Genomic DNA, 16,212 nt, shown 5'->3' with positions numbered 1-16,212 from the left:
GCGTGGTTAAATATCTCCGAAAGCCAGTCTCCAAGATGGATTTGTCCCCTTTCCCTGCACCCTCTTGACAAAAGTGCAATTACCTTAACCTCTCACCGATGCTTAACCTAGACAAATGTTCCTCACCTTTGCTCCTTGCGCTTTTAATCCCAATTTAAAAGCAAATCAATCAAAATTACCCCAAATGCATATTTCCAGAGGTCGAGGAAAATTGAAATTACGAATTAAATAAATATGGCTGTTGCTTACTTTCACTTTTATGCCGAACTTAATGATTTTCTCCCACGCAATAAACGCCATGTGAAAATCATCCATAATTTTACCGAAAGAGCCTCAATTAAAGACACGATTGAGTCTTTAGGCGTTCCTCACCCAGAAGTTGATTATATAAAAGTAAATGATATCTATGTAGATTTTTCTTATATTCTTCAGGATGAAGATAGCATTCATGTCTATCCCATTTCTGTAACTGATATTAATATACCAGCCGTCTTAGTGCGTCCGCCATCGCTGAGCATAATTCGCTTTGTTCTTGATATTCATTTAGGTAAACTAGCAACATCATTAAGGCTTTTAGGTTTTGATACTTTATATCGCAATGACTATGCAGATGAAGAGTTAGCAGCAGTTTCCTACGAACAAGCAAGAATTCTGTTAACTCGTGACAAGGGTTTATTAATGCGTAGCTTGGTCAATTATGGCTATTATGTCAGAAGTACTAATCCGCAACGACAAATATTAGAAGTTCTCCGCCGCTTTGATTTATTTAATATAGTATTGCCTTTTCAAAGATGTTTGCGTTGCAATGGATTATTACAACCTATAGCCAAAGCCCTAGTCATTGACCAATTACCAGAAAGCGTGCAATTACAAAATGATGAATTTCATCGCTGTCAAGAATGCGAGCAAATTTATTGGAAAGGAACACATTATGAACGCTTACAGCAGTTTATTGATGGCGTACTTGACTCAGAAAAAAGTAAGTAATTCTTGAATTAGGAGCGAGCAGGGTGAAATGCTCTTAGCCTGCATGAATATTGGCATCAATAATTTGACGTTCCGCAACACGATTTGCACTGTTTTCTTGCTCAGTTAAATCATCCGAAAGAGGGCTTTCTATTAGGCTTTCTGATTCTGGTGGTACTTTATCTTTTTCTTTTTCCAGAGAACGAGCAGGTTCTTTGGCGCTAGATAAATCGATGAGTGGTTGCGATTGTTCGGAATTCATAATTTACTCAATTATCGACTTTTCTCTAGTGTTGAATTTATCTAGCTTGCAAACATCTTTCCCAAGTAATAAACCAAGCATGATTTAAGTAGGAGTAAAAAGTGTCATTAATATTAGCCCTTGATTTTGGTGGAACTAAATTAGCCGCAGCAACGGTAAATATCGGTGCTAGAGAGTGGTTAAGTTATGAACGCCGCTTATCTCCAGCGAATGCAGATGCTAACACGGATTTAGCAATAATGCGATCGCTCATTCACTCTGTGCTGCAAGATACCAAACCAACGGCGATTGGTGTCAGCTTTGGCGGCCCTGTAGACGCGACTACCGGAACAGTGCTACTTTCCCATCATGTTGCTGGTTGGGAAAACATTCCCCTAAAACAATTGTTAGAAGCAGAGTTTGGCGTTCCCGCTGATGTAGATAATGATGCCAATGTGGCTGCTTTAGGAGAACATCATTTTGGCGCAGGTCAAGGTTATGATAGTTTGTTTTACATCACCATCAGCACTGGTGTGGGTGGTGGTTGGATACTTAATCATCAACCTTGGCGCGGTTTTGGGGGAATGGCTGGGGAAATCGGCCATATAGTTGTAGATCCCAATGGCCCTGTATGTTTATGTGGAAAACGGGGATGTGTGGAACGTTTAGCCTCAGGCCCCTATATGGCGCAAAATGCCAGGGAATTATTAGCAAGCGATCGCACCAGCGGGAAAATTTTGCGGAATTTGGTCAACGATAATCTAGAATTACTCACAGGACAGTTAGTCAGCCAAGCCGCCGCCGCTGGTGATGATTTAGCTCAAGAAGTTGTCCACAAATCTGCTTGGGCTTTAGGTGTAGGTATAGGAAATGTAGCCAATTTGGTCAACCCACAATTATTTATTTTAGGTGGGAGCGTCACCAAAGCCGGCAGTCGCTGGTGGGAAGTTGTCCGTCAACTAGCGCGAAATACAGCATTACCAGAAGTTGAGTTTGAAATTCTCCCCGCAGCCTTAGGTGATGATGCACCGTTGTGGGGTGCTGTTGCTCTTGCTCAATCTACTAACTCCATGAACATAGAAAAATTTTCTAGTCAGCAATAAATTGCGAAAAAATACACCGACTAAATTCATAGGTATTATCTGATATATGAGACCAAATTAATTATGATTTCCAGTTATCAACAGCCTAACATTATCAGTAATTATTGTTCTTTACTTGCATTTGTCATGAGTCATTTATATTTACAACTGAAAACTGACCACTGACAACTGACAACTGACAACTAACAACTGACAACTGACAACTCACAAAATTCACAACTCTCTTAGCGTTCTCTGCCCTTATCTATCTGCATTTCTATACAAATTATTAGTAAAACCCAAACATATCCCAGGAAATAACAGATTTAAGGTATATTTTAATTATTAATAAAATGACAGCGATAACTCTATGATCTGCTGCCTCAACCCCGACTGTCCTAACCCTCTAAATGCTGACGGTGCTAACTTTTGCCTTACTTGTGGAACAGGGTTAGTCTCCCTACTAAGAAATCGTTACCGGATTATCCAACCAATAGGTAGAGGTGGGTTTGCGCGTACTTATCTTGCAGAAGATGTAGATAAGCTAAATGAACCATGTGTTGTGAAACAGCTAGTTCGCGGCCAATTTTATGGTGGTGGTGGTAGCGAAGCTCAAAAGAAAGCAACTGAGTTGTTTGAGCGAGAAGCAAAGCGCCTGCAAGAATTGGGAAAACACGATCAAATTCCCACATTGTATGGCTATTTTAAAGAAAATGAGTACCTTTATTTAGTCCAGGAATTAATTGTTGGTCAAAATTTATTACAGGAGTTAAAGCAGGAGGGAGCATTTAATGAAAGCAAAATTCGCCAAGTATTAAATGATTTATTACCTCTGCTGGAATTAATACATAACCTACAGGTAATTCACCGAGATATTAAGCCAGAAAATATTATTCGTCGTCAAAGCGATAGAAAGTTAGTACTAATTGATTTTGGTGTTTCTAAACAAAAAACTGAAGCAATTAATACTGCTCCCGGAACAATTATTGGTTCTTTAGGCTATGCACCAATAGAACAAATTCAGTTTGGACAAGCTTATCCGGCTAGCGATTTATACAGTTTAGGAATAGCTTGTTTTCATCTGTTGGCTGATTTTCCGCCATCTCAACTATGGTTAAAACAAGGTTTTGGCTGGACTAATAGTTGGCGCAACCAAATTCATCAGCCCATGAGTGAAGAATTAGAGCGAGTTCTCAATAAATTATTGCAAGAAAACCCCGAACAACGTTATCAGTCAGCGAGGGAAGTTTTAGATGACTTGAATCCACAGATGGCTGCTCCTTGGAATTTACCTGACACCATACTTTCGCCACAGCAATTTTTACAGCCACAACCACAACCGCAACCACAACCGCAACCACAACCGCCAAAATCAAAACAACATACTCATCTGTCTCAATTTTCGATGAAGCAATTACTCCCTGGTATTGTCATTGCTAGTACAGGGGGTGCATTTTTAGCTATTATTTTATTGAGTTTTTTACCAAGTAATTTGATGAGTTGGGGTTTATGGTTGCTGATCCTAGGGGGGGTAATCTCGATTCAATCTCGGTCTTGGTTTGAAAAAATTTATTTATTGATTATTGCCATCATTACAAATACCTTCATTTTTTCAGTATTCCAAAGTTTGCACCTAAATAATTTATTGCAATCTGGAACAAATGGGTTGGTCGTTGTATTCTTATTAATCATACTTGCTGGCTTATTGGCATTTATGCTGATGGTGACATCCCTGCTAGTGGATAGGTTAATCGCTAGATATTTTTGATTTTGTCAATAAATAATGTGTCTAATATGTCAATAATTTTTAAGTTTTACAAAGGTTTTTAAATAAATTTTATTTAATTAGTAGGGGTAGTAATCTATGGCACCAAAGGATGAGAATATTCGCTTACTCGTCTCTCTGGGAATTGCGGGAGTGATGGTAGCAGGGATTTTATTGTTGGTCAGCAAATTAACTTCTAAACCAATCAGTAGCAATTCCACACCTTCAATGGTTTCACCTGAATTTAAAGTTCCTTCTTCTCCTGAATGGATGAGTAGAGGTGAAAGAATTTTAGTCACAGCAGATAAAACAGAGGAAAAAGAAGCTGCAATTAAAGCTTTTAATTCTAGTGATTTTGGCACGGCGATTATCAAATTTCAAGCATCCCTACAAAAGCAGCGCAACGATCCAGAAACATTAATTTATTTGAATAATGCCAAAATAGGTAATTCCAAATCTTTAAAAGTAGCGGCAATTGCACCAATTGGTACTAGTTTAAATGAAGCACAAGAGACTTTGCGGGGAGTAGCACAAGCGCAAGATGAAGTAAATAGCAGTGGTGGGATTAATGGCGTACCATTACAAGTTGAGATTGTCAGTTTAAATAATTCGGGACAGTTAACAAAAATAGACGATCAATTGGTAAAAGATAATAGTCTTTTAGCAGTGGTAGGATTTGGTCGCAACGAAGATCTTTATAGACAAAATAGTTTGGTGAGAGTTTCCCCAAATAGTGCTAGAGGTCAATCAGGAGCAAATAACACACAGAGGTTGGGGGATAGCAAATATGTGTTTAATATTAGCCCCAATCGGGTTATCTTTAATCAAGCTTTAGCAGAATATATTGTCAAAAAACAACGACGGACAAACATTGTAATTTGCCGAGATTCTTCATCGATAAATAATCAAACAACATCTAGCACAGAAAGACCAAACCAAGAAATTGTCAAAGAATATAACGATTTAATTAATCGATTTGGCGGAAAAGTTACTGATACAGAGTGCGATTTAGGCGCAGGGAATTTTAGCGCGAGTAATTTCATTGCTAAAGCCACTAGCGATGGTGCAGAAGCTGTACTGCTCATTCCCAGATTTACTAATATTAACCCAGTGATTGATATTGCTAAAGAAAATCGCGGGAGATTAGCGCTATTTGGTTCGCAACAACTCTACAGTGGCAGAGTTTTAAAATTTGGGCAAGGAGATGTCAAAGGGATGGTGGTGGCTGTACCTTGGCATCGGGATGCTAACAGGAATATGAGTCCTGGTAATTCCTTTGCTGAGAAAGCGGCTAAACTTTGGGGTGGAGAAGTAAGTCCGCGCACAGCTACAGCTTATGACGCGATGCAAGTAATTATTGCTGGCTTAAAAGAGGATAGTACTCGCCAAGGGTTACAAAAGGTATTATCAAGCCCTAATTTTATGGCGATGGGAGCTACAGGTAAAATTCAGTTTACCCAATCAGGCGATCGCGAAGGCGGAGTTTTTCTCGTCAAAATTGAACCTTGCGATCCAACTAGGCCTTGTCCTTCTGGTACTGGCTACGATTTTGTCTTGGTGCAGTAAAATGTTACTTTTTATATTGTAGGCTTTGATACAAGAAATAACTTACCTTTTTGTAGGTGTCTAATTAGATGGGCACCTATTTTTTATACCCAAAAAATCTACTACTTTTGATAAATAAGTATATATCTCTTGGGGGATGAAAACAGTTAGATATTTTAATACGGCGATACAGCAACTAACCGTACGTATCATAATTGCTAAGGTTTGGGAATATACTTCTGCTCAATTAAGCACTAAGATACTAAATACATAAAAGTAGCAATTGGGTGCATCAGACATCTAAGGAAAAGCAAAAAGTATCTAGGGTGTAAATTCAGCAAGCTCAGGCTGAGAGAGCAATTTGTAACCTGACAACAAAACTCTTCTTAGTCCTATTACTGTAGTCAATATGCTCTTATGTAAAAGTCTTATACGTAATTATCAAGACAAATTTGAGCTTGTTCAGCTCTACCTTTGACTCAGCCACAATCATAGTTAGTGCACTAACCTACCAACTAAGTTGATGAAATGAATGTGGCGGAGGATGTTTTTTCTGAAATAAATTCTGTAGCACAATCTGACTATAATTTATGACCAAGTCTTCTCCAGAAAAGCAAGTCGGTGACAAAAGAATTAATCAGTTACAGGGTAGTCAGCAACATTTAGAGAAATCACGATTAGAGAGTTCTAAACTACCAACAATAATTCAAATTTCTCATCTACAGCAGCTAGGAAAGCACAATTGGAGTTTAAAAACCAAAGCAATAGTTTGGTCTTGTGCCATTAGTATGCTACCGATGTTAGCAGTTGGCACTGCGACCTTTTACATTGGCAATCAGCTAATTACTGAGCAAATTCCCGATAATCAACAACTTAGCACTCAAGATTTAACAGTCAGTAAACAGGAACTACAAACACAGCTATCGCTGTTGTTACTAACAACAGGAGTAACAAGTTTAGCGGTTGGTGCGATCGCCGCATTTTTAGCCAATCGTGCTATTCGCCCACTCTTAAATGCAGCGGCTCTGTCTAACAACATTGTCCAAAGGCTCCTCCCGGAACATGTGAATAATCGCAGGGTAGAAACTAGCAACAATGAACTCCTAACCTTAGAGAAAAACATCAGTTTAATCAAAAAACAACTACCAGATTTGCTGTGGAAACAAGAAGCCGAAGCTGAACAAGTACAAATTTTGATGAATATTACCCATCGCATTCAGGAATCCCTGACGGAAGAAGATGTTCTCAAAACCACCGTTGAAGAAGTCCGCACAGCTTTGAGATGCGATCGCGTCACTATTTTTCACTTAAATGCCGATGGTGAAGGTACTTTTATTGCTGAATCAGTAACATTTGGTTTACCAAAAGCATTGTGGGCGACTGTTAAAGATCCTTGTTTTGCAAGAGAACATTGTGAAAAATACCGGGATGGTTACATTCTCGCTATTGATGATATCTATCAAGCTGAACTCACTGAATGCCATATTAGCTTGCTAGAACGATTCGCCGTTAAAGCAAATTTAGTGGCTCCAATTCTCAAAAAAGGGCAACTATTTGGCTTATTAATTGCCCATGAATGTTCTAAACCCCGCTTTTGGCAACAATACGAGATTGATTTATTCGCCCAGATTTCTAGCCAAGTGGGATTTGCTCTTAACTACACTCAGCTATTAGAACAGGTAGATACAAAAGCCAATCAAACTCAGGTATTTGTAGATATTACTCGCCGCATCCGGAAATCACTCAATGAAGAGGATGTACTGAAAACCACTGTTGAAGAAGTCCGCAAAGCCATCGGTGCTGACCGAGTTGTCATTTATGGCTTCGATCCCGAATGGTATGGGACTGTGATTGCAGAATCAGTACTACCCGGTTTTCCCAAAGCCTTGTGGGCGAAAATCAAAGACCCCTGTTTTGCTGAAGGTTATGTAGAAAAGTACCAAGCTGGTAGAGTGCAAGCTATTAGTAATATCTATGCAGATGGATTGACTGATTGTCATATTAGCCAACTTGCACCTTTTGCTGTCAAAGCCAATTTAGTCGCACCAATTCTTAAAGACGACCAGCTACTTGGCTTATTAATTGCCCATCAATGTTCTAGTTCTCGTGATTGGCAACAACATGAGATTGATTTGTTTACCCAAGTCGCCATGCAAGTCGGATTTGCTCTCGACCACGCTAGACTTCTCAACCAGGTAGATCGAGCATACCAAACTGCGGAAGGGAACTCTATGCAGCAGCGTCAAAAACAAGAACAAATTCAACTGCAAATCTCCCAACTGCTGAAACTTAGCAATGCAGTGGTGGAAACTCTGTCCACAGAACTGGTTCCCCAGCAGATGCAATCTGTTAGTTCCATCTGCAATCAACTAGAAATATTAGGTGATTCAGCGACAGAATTGATTGTTTCTGCTCAACAAATGGAGCTGCAACAGCAGCAGCTCAGCCAATGGGTAGAGGATGAAAATCAATCAATTGGGCAAATTTTAGAAAGTATCTGTACTATCCAAAAAACAGTGGTAGCTGCCGCCGAAAAAGTCAACCGGATAGAACAACCTGCTCAAAAGCTAGCGGAAATTGTCACTTTGATGAGTAATGTGGTTTCCCAGATGAAACTGCAAACTATGCAGACAGCATTGGAAGCATCCCGTGCGGGAGAAGCCGGTCAACAATTTGCAGCGATCGCGCAAAAAGTGCTGTCTTTAATTCAACAGTTAGACTCGGATATTGCCTCAGTGCAACCACTGGTAGCCGAAATTCAAACAGAAAGCCACGAAATGATTGTGGCTATTGAGTCCCACGCCGAACAGGCTAAAAACGATACTACCTTAGTCGAAACAACTCAGCAGCAATTGAATCGAGCGATCGCGATCGCTCAGCAAATCAAAACACTGGTGGCAGAAATCACCAGAGTGGCTGCTCTGCAATCGCAGACTTCTACCAGTGCCAAAAATTCTATTTTAGAAGTCTCGAATATTACTAATCAAACTTCCGAACAAACCCTAGCAATGGCAGATTCACTAAGCAATCTAGCAATATTTACTCAAGAAATTTAGAGTATTTTTTTACTCTTTCCTTCTATGTACCATATTCATTCATTACAGAAACAGAGCTATGGTTCTTGACTTTGGTATAAAAAATAATATCGCTCGAGACTTTATTCCCGAAGCTTTAGGGCTTCTCCAGCAAATTCACAATGGGCTGCTAGATCTGCCACATAACTATTCTGCTGCCAAAATGCGAACTTTGGTAAGAGTTGCCCAGCTGATTAAAGATGCAGCCATCCAGGTTGGTTTGACTGATATCCACAATCTAACTTATCGCTTAGAGAAGATTTTTCGGTTATTGTCGCTGGAAAATCAGATGATAGATGCAAACATTATAGGTTTGCTGAGAGATGCTAATGAATATCTGGGTTTAATCTTAATTGCCCAAGTTCAAGATAAAACTGACGACGCAGTTAACCTATTAGCAAAAGCAGAATCTGTGTTTGCTAATTTAGAGTCGAGAAATCATCACCAACAATTAGCTAATTCACCTCAAAGCGCCAATTTAGATCGAGATTTATCTTATTTGGTTCACACCACAGAGGTGACTCAAGCAATACACAACCTGGAAATAATTCTTGCGCAAACAGAAACAGAGAATTTAGTAGAAAAGCTCAAATTAGCAGCAAATGTATTTTTAGGCTTTGGCGATCGCTTAAAAATTGCCGAATTTGTAGCGATCGCTCAAGTTACCCTAACTACCCTACAAGCAAGCCCAAAGGCGGCTCACACTATTGGATGCATCGCCTTAGAAGGTTGGCGTACAGTTTATGAGGGGATATTCAAACAAGATATTACTTCCGAACAACAACCAATTTATCAGTCAATTACTAATATCAACCCAGACATTTATGATCCGACACAACCGCGCCGACTAAAAACTTCTCAATTATTTGTTTGGATGACTTGCGGTAAGATTTTTACAATTAATTCCCACAGTGTTGAAGAAATTTTAGTTGCCAAAGCCGACCAAATTGTCTATTCTCAACAACAGTGGTTTTTGCATTGGCGGGGCAAAATGCTCCCTACCTATCAACTTTCAAAACTATTAACTCATGGCAAGTTACTCCCAGCAAATCCTCACACCCAAGCTGTAAACGCAGATGAATATGGAGAGCATCAGCCTGAGCCAATATTAATAGTTAGATTGGGGCAACAAATTTTTGCTTTACAACCAGAAATTGAGTCATTAATTGCAGAACCAGAATTAGCTATCCAACCTTTGGCGTCGTCAGTTAAATTTCCCAGTTATGTTTATGGTTTGACTACTTGGCAAGATAGTTTGTTGGAAGTTATCGATGTAGCTGCTCTGTTGAACCAAACCATTGAAAATAGTTTAAATATTCACCCATCTGCTAAATTATTGGATGTAGCAGATGCAGGAATAGTTAGCAAAAAACCGACTATTTTGGTTGTAGATGATTCCAATAGCGTGCGACATATAGTATCTTTCGCTTTGCAAAAAGTAGGCTACAAAGTTTTACAAGCAAAAGATGGGCAAGAAGCGATCACGCAATTGCAGCAAAATTCTCATATTCAACTAGTGATTTGTGATATCGAAATGCCGAATATGAACGGCTTTGAGTTTCTGAGTTATCGTCTCAAAGATCCATTCCTAGCGACAATCCCAGTGGTAATGCTCAGTACTTGCACTACTAGCAAGCATCGCTTATTAGCCATGCAATTAGGCGCTACTACTTACTTTACAAAACCTTATGTAGAGCAAGAATTTTTAGCAGCGCTGAAGTTGATTGTGGAACAGAAAGGTTAGTAATGGGTATGGGGCATTGGGCATTGAAACAATTTTGGATTTTGGATTTTAAATTTTAGATTAGAATCCAAAATTGCAAATCGTTCGACTGAGCGCTCACGACGAAGTCTCAAATCTAAAATTCCTTGCCCCTCTGCTATCCCATACCCTATGCCCTAATCTAAGCGCCCTATTTCAAAACAACTAATCATGGGAAAATTCACAAGCAAACATAAATATCTCTCTTTCCCATGCCCAATGCCCAATGACGCCAGTTCGCTCAAGTCGGGAAACCCGCCCACGCGACTGGCTCCCCAATGCCCCATGCCCAATGCCCCATATCTTAAGTCAAAACCAAATTATCCCGATGAATTACGGTTTCTGCGCCGCCATAGCCTAAAATTTGGGGAATTTCGCGGGAGTGACAGCCACGAATTTTTTGCAATTCTTCGCTGTTGTAATTCACTAGTCCTCTAGCAATTTCGTTACCTTGACTATCACACAGTTGCACGGCTTCTTGAGTATCGAATTCTCCTTCTACGGCTTTAATACCCGCTGCTAATAATGATTTTCCGCTTTGGGAAATCGCCGCGATCGCTCCTGCATCTAAATATAATTTTCCCATCGGTACAAGACCGTAAGCAATCCAGCGTTTACGGGCTGAGGTTGGTTCTGGTTGAGGTTCAAAATGGGTACCGATGGGTTCGCCAGCGATGATTTTTTCAATATTGCGGGGAAATCGCCCTTGGGTAATCACAGTACGCACACCAGCTGCGATCGCAATTCTGGCGGCGGAAATTTTCGTCACCATTCCCCCAGTACCCCATTGGGAACCTTGCGCACCTGTTTGTACCTGTAATTCGGCTAATTCTTTAATACTGCTTACCAAGGCGATGGGTTGGGCATCGGGTACGGAACGGGGATCGGCCGAGTACAATCTATCCACGTCAGTCAGCAAAAATAGCCAATCTGCTTCCACCAAACTGGCAACTAATGCCGAAAGAGTGTCATTATCGCCAAATTTTAGCTCATCCACCGCCACCGTATCGTTCTCATTAACTACCGGAATCACTCCCAATCCCAGCAATTCCCGAAAGGTATTGTAGATGTTGAGATAGCGACTACGCTGTACTAAATCGCTACGGGTTAATAACACCTGGGCAATGGGCTGTTGCAGGGTGGTAAATAGATCGTCATACACCCGCATTAACCGCCCTTGTCCAACGGCTGCTACTGCTTGTTTAAGTGCGATCGCTTTTGGGCGTTCTGTTAAACCCAAGCGCGCGCAACCCACCCCCACCGCACCAGAAGACACCAAAATCACCTGATGTCCTTGGCGTCTTAAATCAGATAGGGTTTCCGCCAAGGTAGCGATTGTAGACAGTGCTAATTGTCCTGTTTCCGGTTGAGTCAGGCTAGAAGTACCAATTTTAACGACGATGGTTTTGGGCATTGGGCATGGGGCATGGGGCATTGGGCATGGGGCATTGGGCATGGGGCATTGGACAACTGACAACTGACAACTAACCACTGACCACTGACCACTGACTATAAAAATTGTAAAGCGCCAGGTCTTCTATAAGTGAAGTCTGACGCTTTACGGTTTTAAATTTATTTATTATCGGCTTGGGTCTTTTTTGGCTGACCCGATGTTATTAATACTTATAATCTCAGATTTTTTTCATTGCGAAAGATTCCTTAATTATTTTTTTAGATTTACTTTTCTGACTTATTATCAATGTTTACGAATTTTTGTGTACTTGGGGCTGATGGAGGCTCCCAAGGCTTCGGATACCCAGACTTCAAAGTTTCTGATGGGGTGTGAACGCAACAATTCTGCATCTGGGTGAATCATCGGTTCTACTAGGATGGTGAACATACCTAAGCGATTACCTGCTAAGACATCGGTAAATAAGCGATCGCCTACCATACCTACTTGATGGACTGGTAAATTCATGGCTCTGAGTGCGGCTCTAATTTTGCGTCGTGAAGGTTTAGCCGCACCGAGGTAATAAGGGAGGTTTAAAGAACGCGCGATTCCCCCAATTCTCATTTCGCTTAGGTTATTACTCACCAACCACAAGATGGTATGAGCGCGGATTTGTTCTACCCATTCACGTAATTCTGGCGAAACTGCTCCAACTTTCATCGGTACTAAAGTTTCATCCACATCTAGCACCAATCCTTTCAATCCATACTGTTGGATAATGTCTGGTGTCAGGTTTAAAATTGAACCTGCCAAAATCAAGTCAGGCTGCAAAAGGTTATTCCAAGCCATATTTCAGAGTTAAGGATGTGGTAATTTACTAAGGAATGAGTATTGTTTGACTTTGTAAATTTCGACAACAAATACTTTGTATTTTGTTATAAATAACAAAGCACACTTGTGCTATGATAGCGTTTCACAAAATACAATTACTTAGTTTTTTTAGAATATAGCTTGCCTGGTAGCCTTGCCAAGCAGTAGTTAATTATCAAAGTTTAGATGAGTTTGGTTAATTCAGAGTCAGCACTTGAGTCCTGACTACGAATAAAACTCATTTGAATGGGAATAAAAAATAAATTATCGCAAACTGTAGGGCTGGGATAATCCCAAACCTAGCAGTAATGCGATTAGCAAATTTATGAAGTGGATAGCTTTGATTTGGTAGTTCCTATACAAAAAGAATTTAGCTGAATATCAAATATTGCTAACCAGCTACAATACATTGCTGAATTTTTGCCAAAAAATTGCTCTTTTTCGCAATTTATAGTTCGGGAATTGGATTATTTTTGGCAATTATTCAACTTCGTTAAAAAGATGTTCTTCTAACAATGGTTGTACTTTGCGGAATTCCTCTGGAGAAAGAAGGTGTGGCTCTCCGTTTTTAGCTATCCGCGCAAAAAATAGCAGGGGATCGAGAGGGGTGTAAATTGCGTATTCCTGCTCTTCATCGTAGAACCTAGCTAGGAGTTGTAATTGCTCTGGTTCTAAATCTGCTTCATCATCTTCAATTTCTAAGGTGAAGAGTTCAGATTCTTCTACAGGAGGTAAATCACCAGAAACAGTGAGAGCGTAGGCAGTATTTTTTAATATTAAATTCTGCTCGGATAAGACAGCTTGGGCTGTAGGGAAAATCTTGTCAATAGTCAGATCATCTTCTACCAGAACAGCTTCTTCTTCCTCATCTTCACCTTGCCAAGCAAAAATTTCTACAGGTGAATCGACAGGTAGTAGTAAAACATATTCTTGCCCATCTACTTCCAGGGAATGCTCAATATAACAATCGAGAATGCGCCCTTTTTCGTCCGTGAGACTGATGGAGCCAGTGCGATCGTTATCGTTATCGTCGGAAAATGGAGAAGAAAACATAGCCGAGGTGTGGAACTTTTTTATAAAAACCAGCAAATGTGAAATTTGAATTTGCTCAACTATTTAATGAAATAAATCTCAATAAATAGGTTGAGTTTTATATACAACTGCCGGGTAACAGTTTTCAGAATATCATGTTAAAAGGTATCAATACTCAACAGATACCGCTGAACTGCGAGATTGAGCGCGCCGAGCATCAAGCCATTGTTGCAAAATTAAGGCGGCGGCTTTTCTGTCAATTAAGGCTTTGTGGCGTGATGGGGAGCGATTTTCCGCTTTGAGCAGTTGCTCTGCTTGATATGAGGTTAATCGCTCATCCATGTATTCCATCGGCAAATTGAGAGCTTTCGCCAGCCTTTTTGCTAACTTTTGCACTTGACGGGCTTGAAATCCTAAGGAGCCATCCATTGAATAAGGTAAGCCAATTACTAGCACCTGCACTTGGCGATCCTCAACTATTTGTTTGAGTTGCTCGACATCTTGGGCGAAAGATGTGCGCTCAATGGTAGCGATTCCCGTAGCGATTAAGCCGGTACCATCACAACCTGCTACGCCAATGCGCTTGCGCCCTAAATCTAATCCTAATGCTGAAATCAATGGCTGTGGTTGCTCCTAAGATATCACTCTACTGCTGTTGCTGTGGGTCTGCTGATTCTGGCTGCGAAGATGCTTCGATATTCGCGGGTTTATTGCCAAAAGTTGGAGGTTCGGATTTGGTGGGTAAGGATCGCTCGGGCGATCGCTTTTGGAGTTGTTGCGTCCATGACATACCCCCTGGGATCGGTTTGCGTGCTGGTTGCAAGCCTTGCAACACTTCCGGCCACTGAATTCCCTCTAGAGAGACAAATTTTGACTCCCGGAGTTTATGCCAAACCGAGCGCGACATGATCAAAGTATGTTCTATGCGTTTAGCACCAATGCGTTCTAAATACTCTTCTCGCTCTGGCTGATAATCAGAGGAGGCTAGTTGCAAACCTTGCTGAGGAAAATCTTGGACAATCCGCGCTAGTTGGGACAGCAACTCTGGATATAACCAAGTGTAGGCGGGGTGAACTGTCAGGGTGGCGATATGCGGGGTAATTCCCTTGCGATCTAGTTGCACCTGAAAATGTCCAATTGCTGCTTTGCGTTGGGGTTCAAATACGTAGCCACTAACTACTTCAGTTTTCATCACCCATTGCTTAACAGCATCGCTTAAGGCTCCAAACAAACTCGTTTTGAAGTCGCGGGTATTGCGATCAAACACCTGACGCACCAATGGCGGCATAGATGCTGTATCTAGTTGATAGAGCAATTGAGCATCAGCATTACTAATTGGTAATAAATTGGGTAAATCTGGCTCGCCTTGCGCCAATTCAGTCAACAATTGGGGTTCGATTTCCCAATAAGTCATCTCCGCCAGTCGCTGAAATCCATTTTGCCGATATAGTGCTAGCGCCTCTAAATCGTTGACATTTACTTCTAGTACCCAAGTGCGCGCCTCGACAATCGACTCAAAGCAATGGCGTAAAAGCTGGGAACCAGTTACTTGCTTGTCAGTAGCTCGGTCAAGCATCACCTGATCAACCCGCCAAGTACTGCGCGTGCGGTTAAACGGCGATACTTGAATCATCCCTAAGAGCGATCGCCCCTGCTCCGCCACATAGGAACAAAACAGGTATTGTAAGGGGTTAGGAAACCAACTTAAAAATTTCAAAAAGCCATACCAGCGTCGCAGCCATTGCATTTGGCGCGTGGCAGAGCCTGCTCCTTTAGGGGTTTGGGCTGCGAATGACTCTTGATTTAGGCGTTCGATACCATCCAGATCCCGGTATTGGACTGGTCTGATGATAACGCTGAGATTTCGAGGAAGTAATGAAGTCATTTTAATTCGAGCCGCCATTAAGCCTTAATTAACTGCTCTTGCTGAGTAAGTGCTGTAATAATAATATTAGCGGCTTTCCGCCTTTTGCTAGCGATCCAAAAGAGTGATCTTATTAAATAAATACGTAAATTCAACAAAAAAAGCAGATTTGATGATAACACTCATAGCATTAATCAACAATATCTGCTTTAATTTTAGGTAAATTTTAATTTAAGATTTCGATAATTTACAAGCCTTGGCGAGATGCCAACTTTTCAAAGTAGGCTTGGGTTTGATGGAGTAATTGTTCTCGGCTATCTTCAAGATTTTGCTTCAGAGGTGGAACCAGATTGCGAGCTTGTAAAGTCATGTGTAGCTGGAGGTGGGCTACATACTCGCTAAAATCTTCATTGACTACAGTTGTGTCTGTTAAGAGATTTGATTCCATTGCCACTGGTATTCTCCTTGAATTAGTCTGGTGAAGTTTTTTCACAAGACACAACCTATCACGTTGTCTGGACTAACTTTTCATTTTGCAATGAAGTGTAATGGTTCTTTGGAATAGGGGCTAGGGGCTAGGGGACAAGGAGCAGGGAGCGGGGGGACAAGAAGTAGCGGTTG

Annotated in this window: 13 protein-coding genes; 6 read left to right on the top strand and 7 right to left on the bottom strand. The window is 40.9% G+C overall.

The features are described 5' to 3' along the window. Positions 1 to 234 precede the first annotated feature (234 nt). Positions 235 to 987, top strand: a complete 753-nt coding sequence (locus tag H6G41_RS16500; protein ID WP_190747264.1) for a Mut7-C RNAse domain-containing protein — start codon at positions 235 to 237, stop codon at positions 985 to 987. Between the two features lie 34 nt (positions 988 to 1,021). Here the strand turns inward: H6G41_RS16500 and H6G41_RS16495 are convergent, their stop codons facing one another. Beyond that, positions 1,022 to 1,228 (bottom strand): hypothetical protein, encoded by a 207-nt coding sequence (locus H6G41_RS16495; protein WP_190747263.1) that lies wholly within the window; start codon positions 1,226 to 1,228, stop codon positions 1,022 to 1,024. 101 nt (positions 1,229 to 1,329) lie between these two features. Here H6G41_RS16495 and H6G41_RS16490 point away from each other — a divergent pair, with 101 nt between their 5' ends. From H6G41_RS16490 to H6G41_RS16470, 5 genes are all read left to right on the top strand, one after another. Further along, entirely contained in the window at positions 1,330 to 2,310 is a 981-nt protein-coding gene (locus H6G41_RS16490) for an ROK family protein (protein ID WP_190747262.1), read from the top strand. A gap of 349 nt (positions 2,311 to 2,659) precedes the next feature. Next, on the top strand, positions 2,660 to 4,057 hold the full coding sequence (locus tag H6G41_RS16485; RefSeq protein ID WP_190747261.1) for a serine/threonine-protein kinase: 1,398 nt from the start codon (positions 2,660 to 2,662) through the stop codon (positions 4,055 to 4,057). A gap of 96 nt (positions 4,058 to 4,153) precedes the next feature. Beyond that, positions 4,154 to 5,620 carry an ABC transporter substrate-binding protein gene (locus H6G41_RS16480; protein WP_190747260.1) on the top strand — a complete coding sequence of 489 codons (1,467 nt, stop codon included), beginning with the start codon at positions 4,154 to 4,156 and terminating at the stop codon, positions 5,618 to 5,620. Between the two features lie 569 nt (positions 5,621 to 6,189). Then, positions 6,190 to 8,655, top strand: a complete 2,466-nt coding sequence (locus H6G41_RS16475) for a GAF domain-containing protein (protein WP_190747259.1) — start codon at positions 6,190 to 6,192, stop codon at positions 8,653 to 8,655. Positions 8,656 to 8,713: 58 nt separating this feature from the next. After that, positions 8,714 to 10,417 (top strand): response regulator, encoded by a 1,704-nt coding sequence (locus H6G41_RS16470; RefSeq protein WP_190747258.1) that lies wholly within the window; start codon positions 8,714 to 8,716, stop codon positions 10,415 to 10,417. Positions 10,418 to 10,739: 322 nt separating this feature from the next. On the opposite strand, the gene proB is transcribed toward H6G41_RS16470, so the two are convergent. The 6 genes from proB to H6G41_RS16440 form a co-directional block, all read right to left on the bottom strand. Next, on the bottom strand, positions 10,740 to 11,849 hold the full coding sequence (gene proB, locus H6G41_RS16465) for a glutamate 5-kinase (protein WP_190747274.1): 1,110 nt from the start codon (positions 11,847 to 11,849) through the stop codon (positions 10,740 to 10,742). 282 nt (positions 11,850 to 12,131) lie between these two features. Beyond that, on the bottom strand, positions 12,132 to 12,674 hold the full coding sequence (locus H6G41_RS16460) for a YqeG family HAD IIIA-type phosphatase (RefSeq protein WP_190747257.1): 543 nt from the start codon (positions 12,672 to 12,674) through the stop codon (positions 12,132 to 12,134). A 501-nt stretch (positions 12,675 to 13,175) separates the two neighbouring features. Further along, positions 13,176 to 13,748 (bottom strand): DUF3727 domain-containing protein, encoded by a 573-nt coding sequence (locus H6G41_RS16455; protein WP_190747256.1) that lies wholly within the window; start codon positions 13,746 to 13,748, stop codon positions 13,176 to 13,178. A 147-nt stretch (positions 13,749 to 13,895) separates the two neighbouring features. Continuing rightward, entirely contained in the window at positions 13,896 to 14,345 is a 450-nt protein-coding gene (ruvX, locus tag H6G41_RS16450; protein ID WP_190747255.1) for a Holliday junction resolvase RuvX, read from the bottom strand. 28 nt (positions 14,346 to 14,373) lie between these two features. Then, a complete protein-coding gene (locus H6G41_RS16445) occupies positions 14,374 to 15,630 on the bottom strand; it encodes a GNAT family N-acetyltransferase (RefSeq protein WP_190747254.1) in 1,257 nt (418 codons plus the stop codon). 208 nt (positions 15,631 to 15,838) lie between these two features. Next, a complete protein-coding gene (locus H6G41_RS16440) occupies positions 15,839 to 16,039 on the bottom strand; it encodes a hypothetical protein (protein ID WP_190747273.1) in 201 nt (66 codons plus the stop codon). Between the last annotated feature and the right edge of the window lie 173 nt (positions 16,040 to 16,212).

This window comes from Tolypothrix sp. FACHB-123, from assembly GCF_014697075.1.
Lineage (GTDB): Bacteria > Cyanobacteriota > Cyanobacteriia > Cyanobacteriales > Nostocaceae > Aulosira.
The sequence above is the reverse complement of the archived record's forward strand: the minus strand, read 5'-3'. Positions and strand labels throughout refer to the sequence as shown.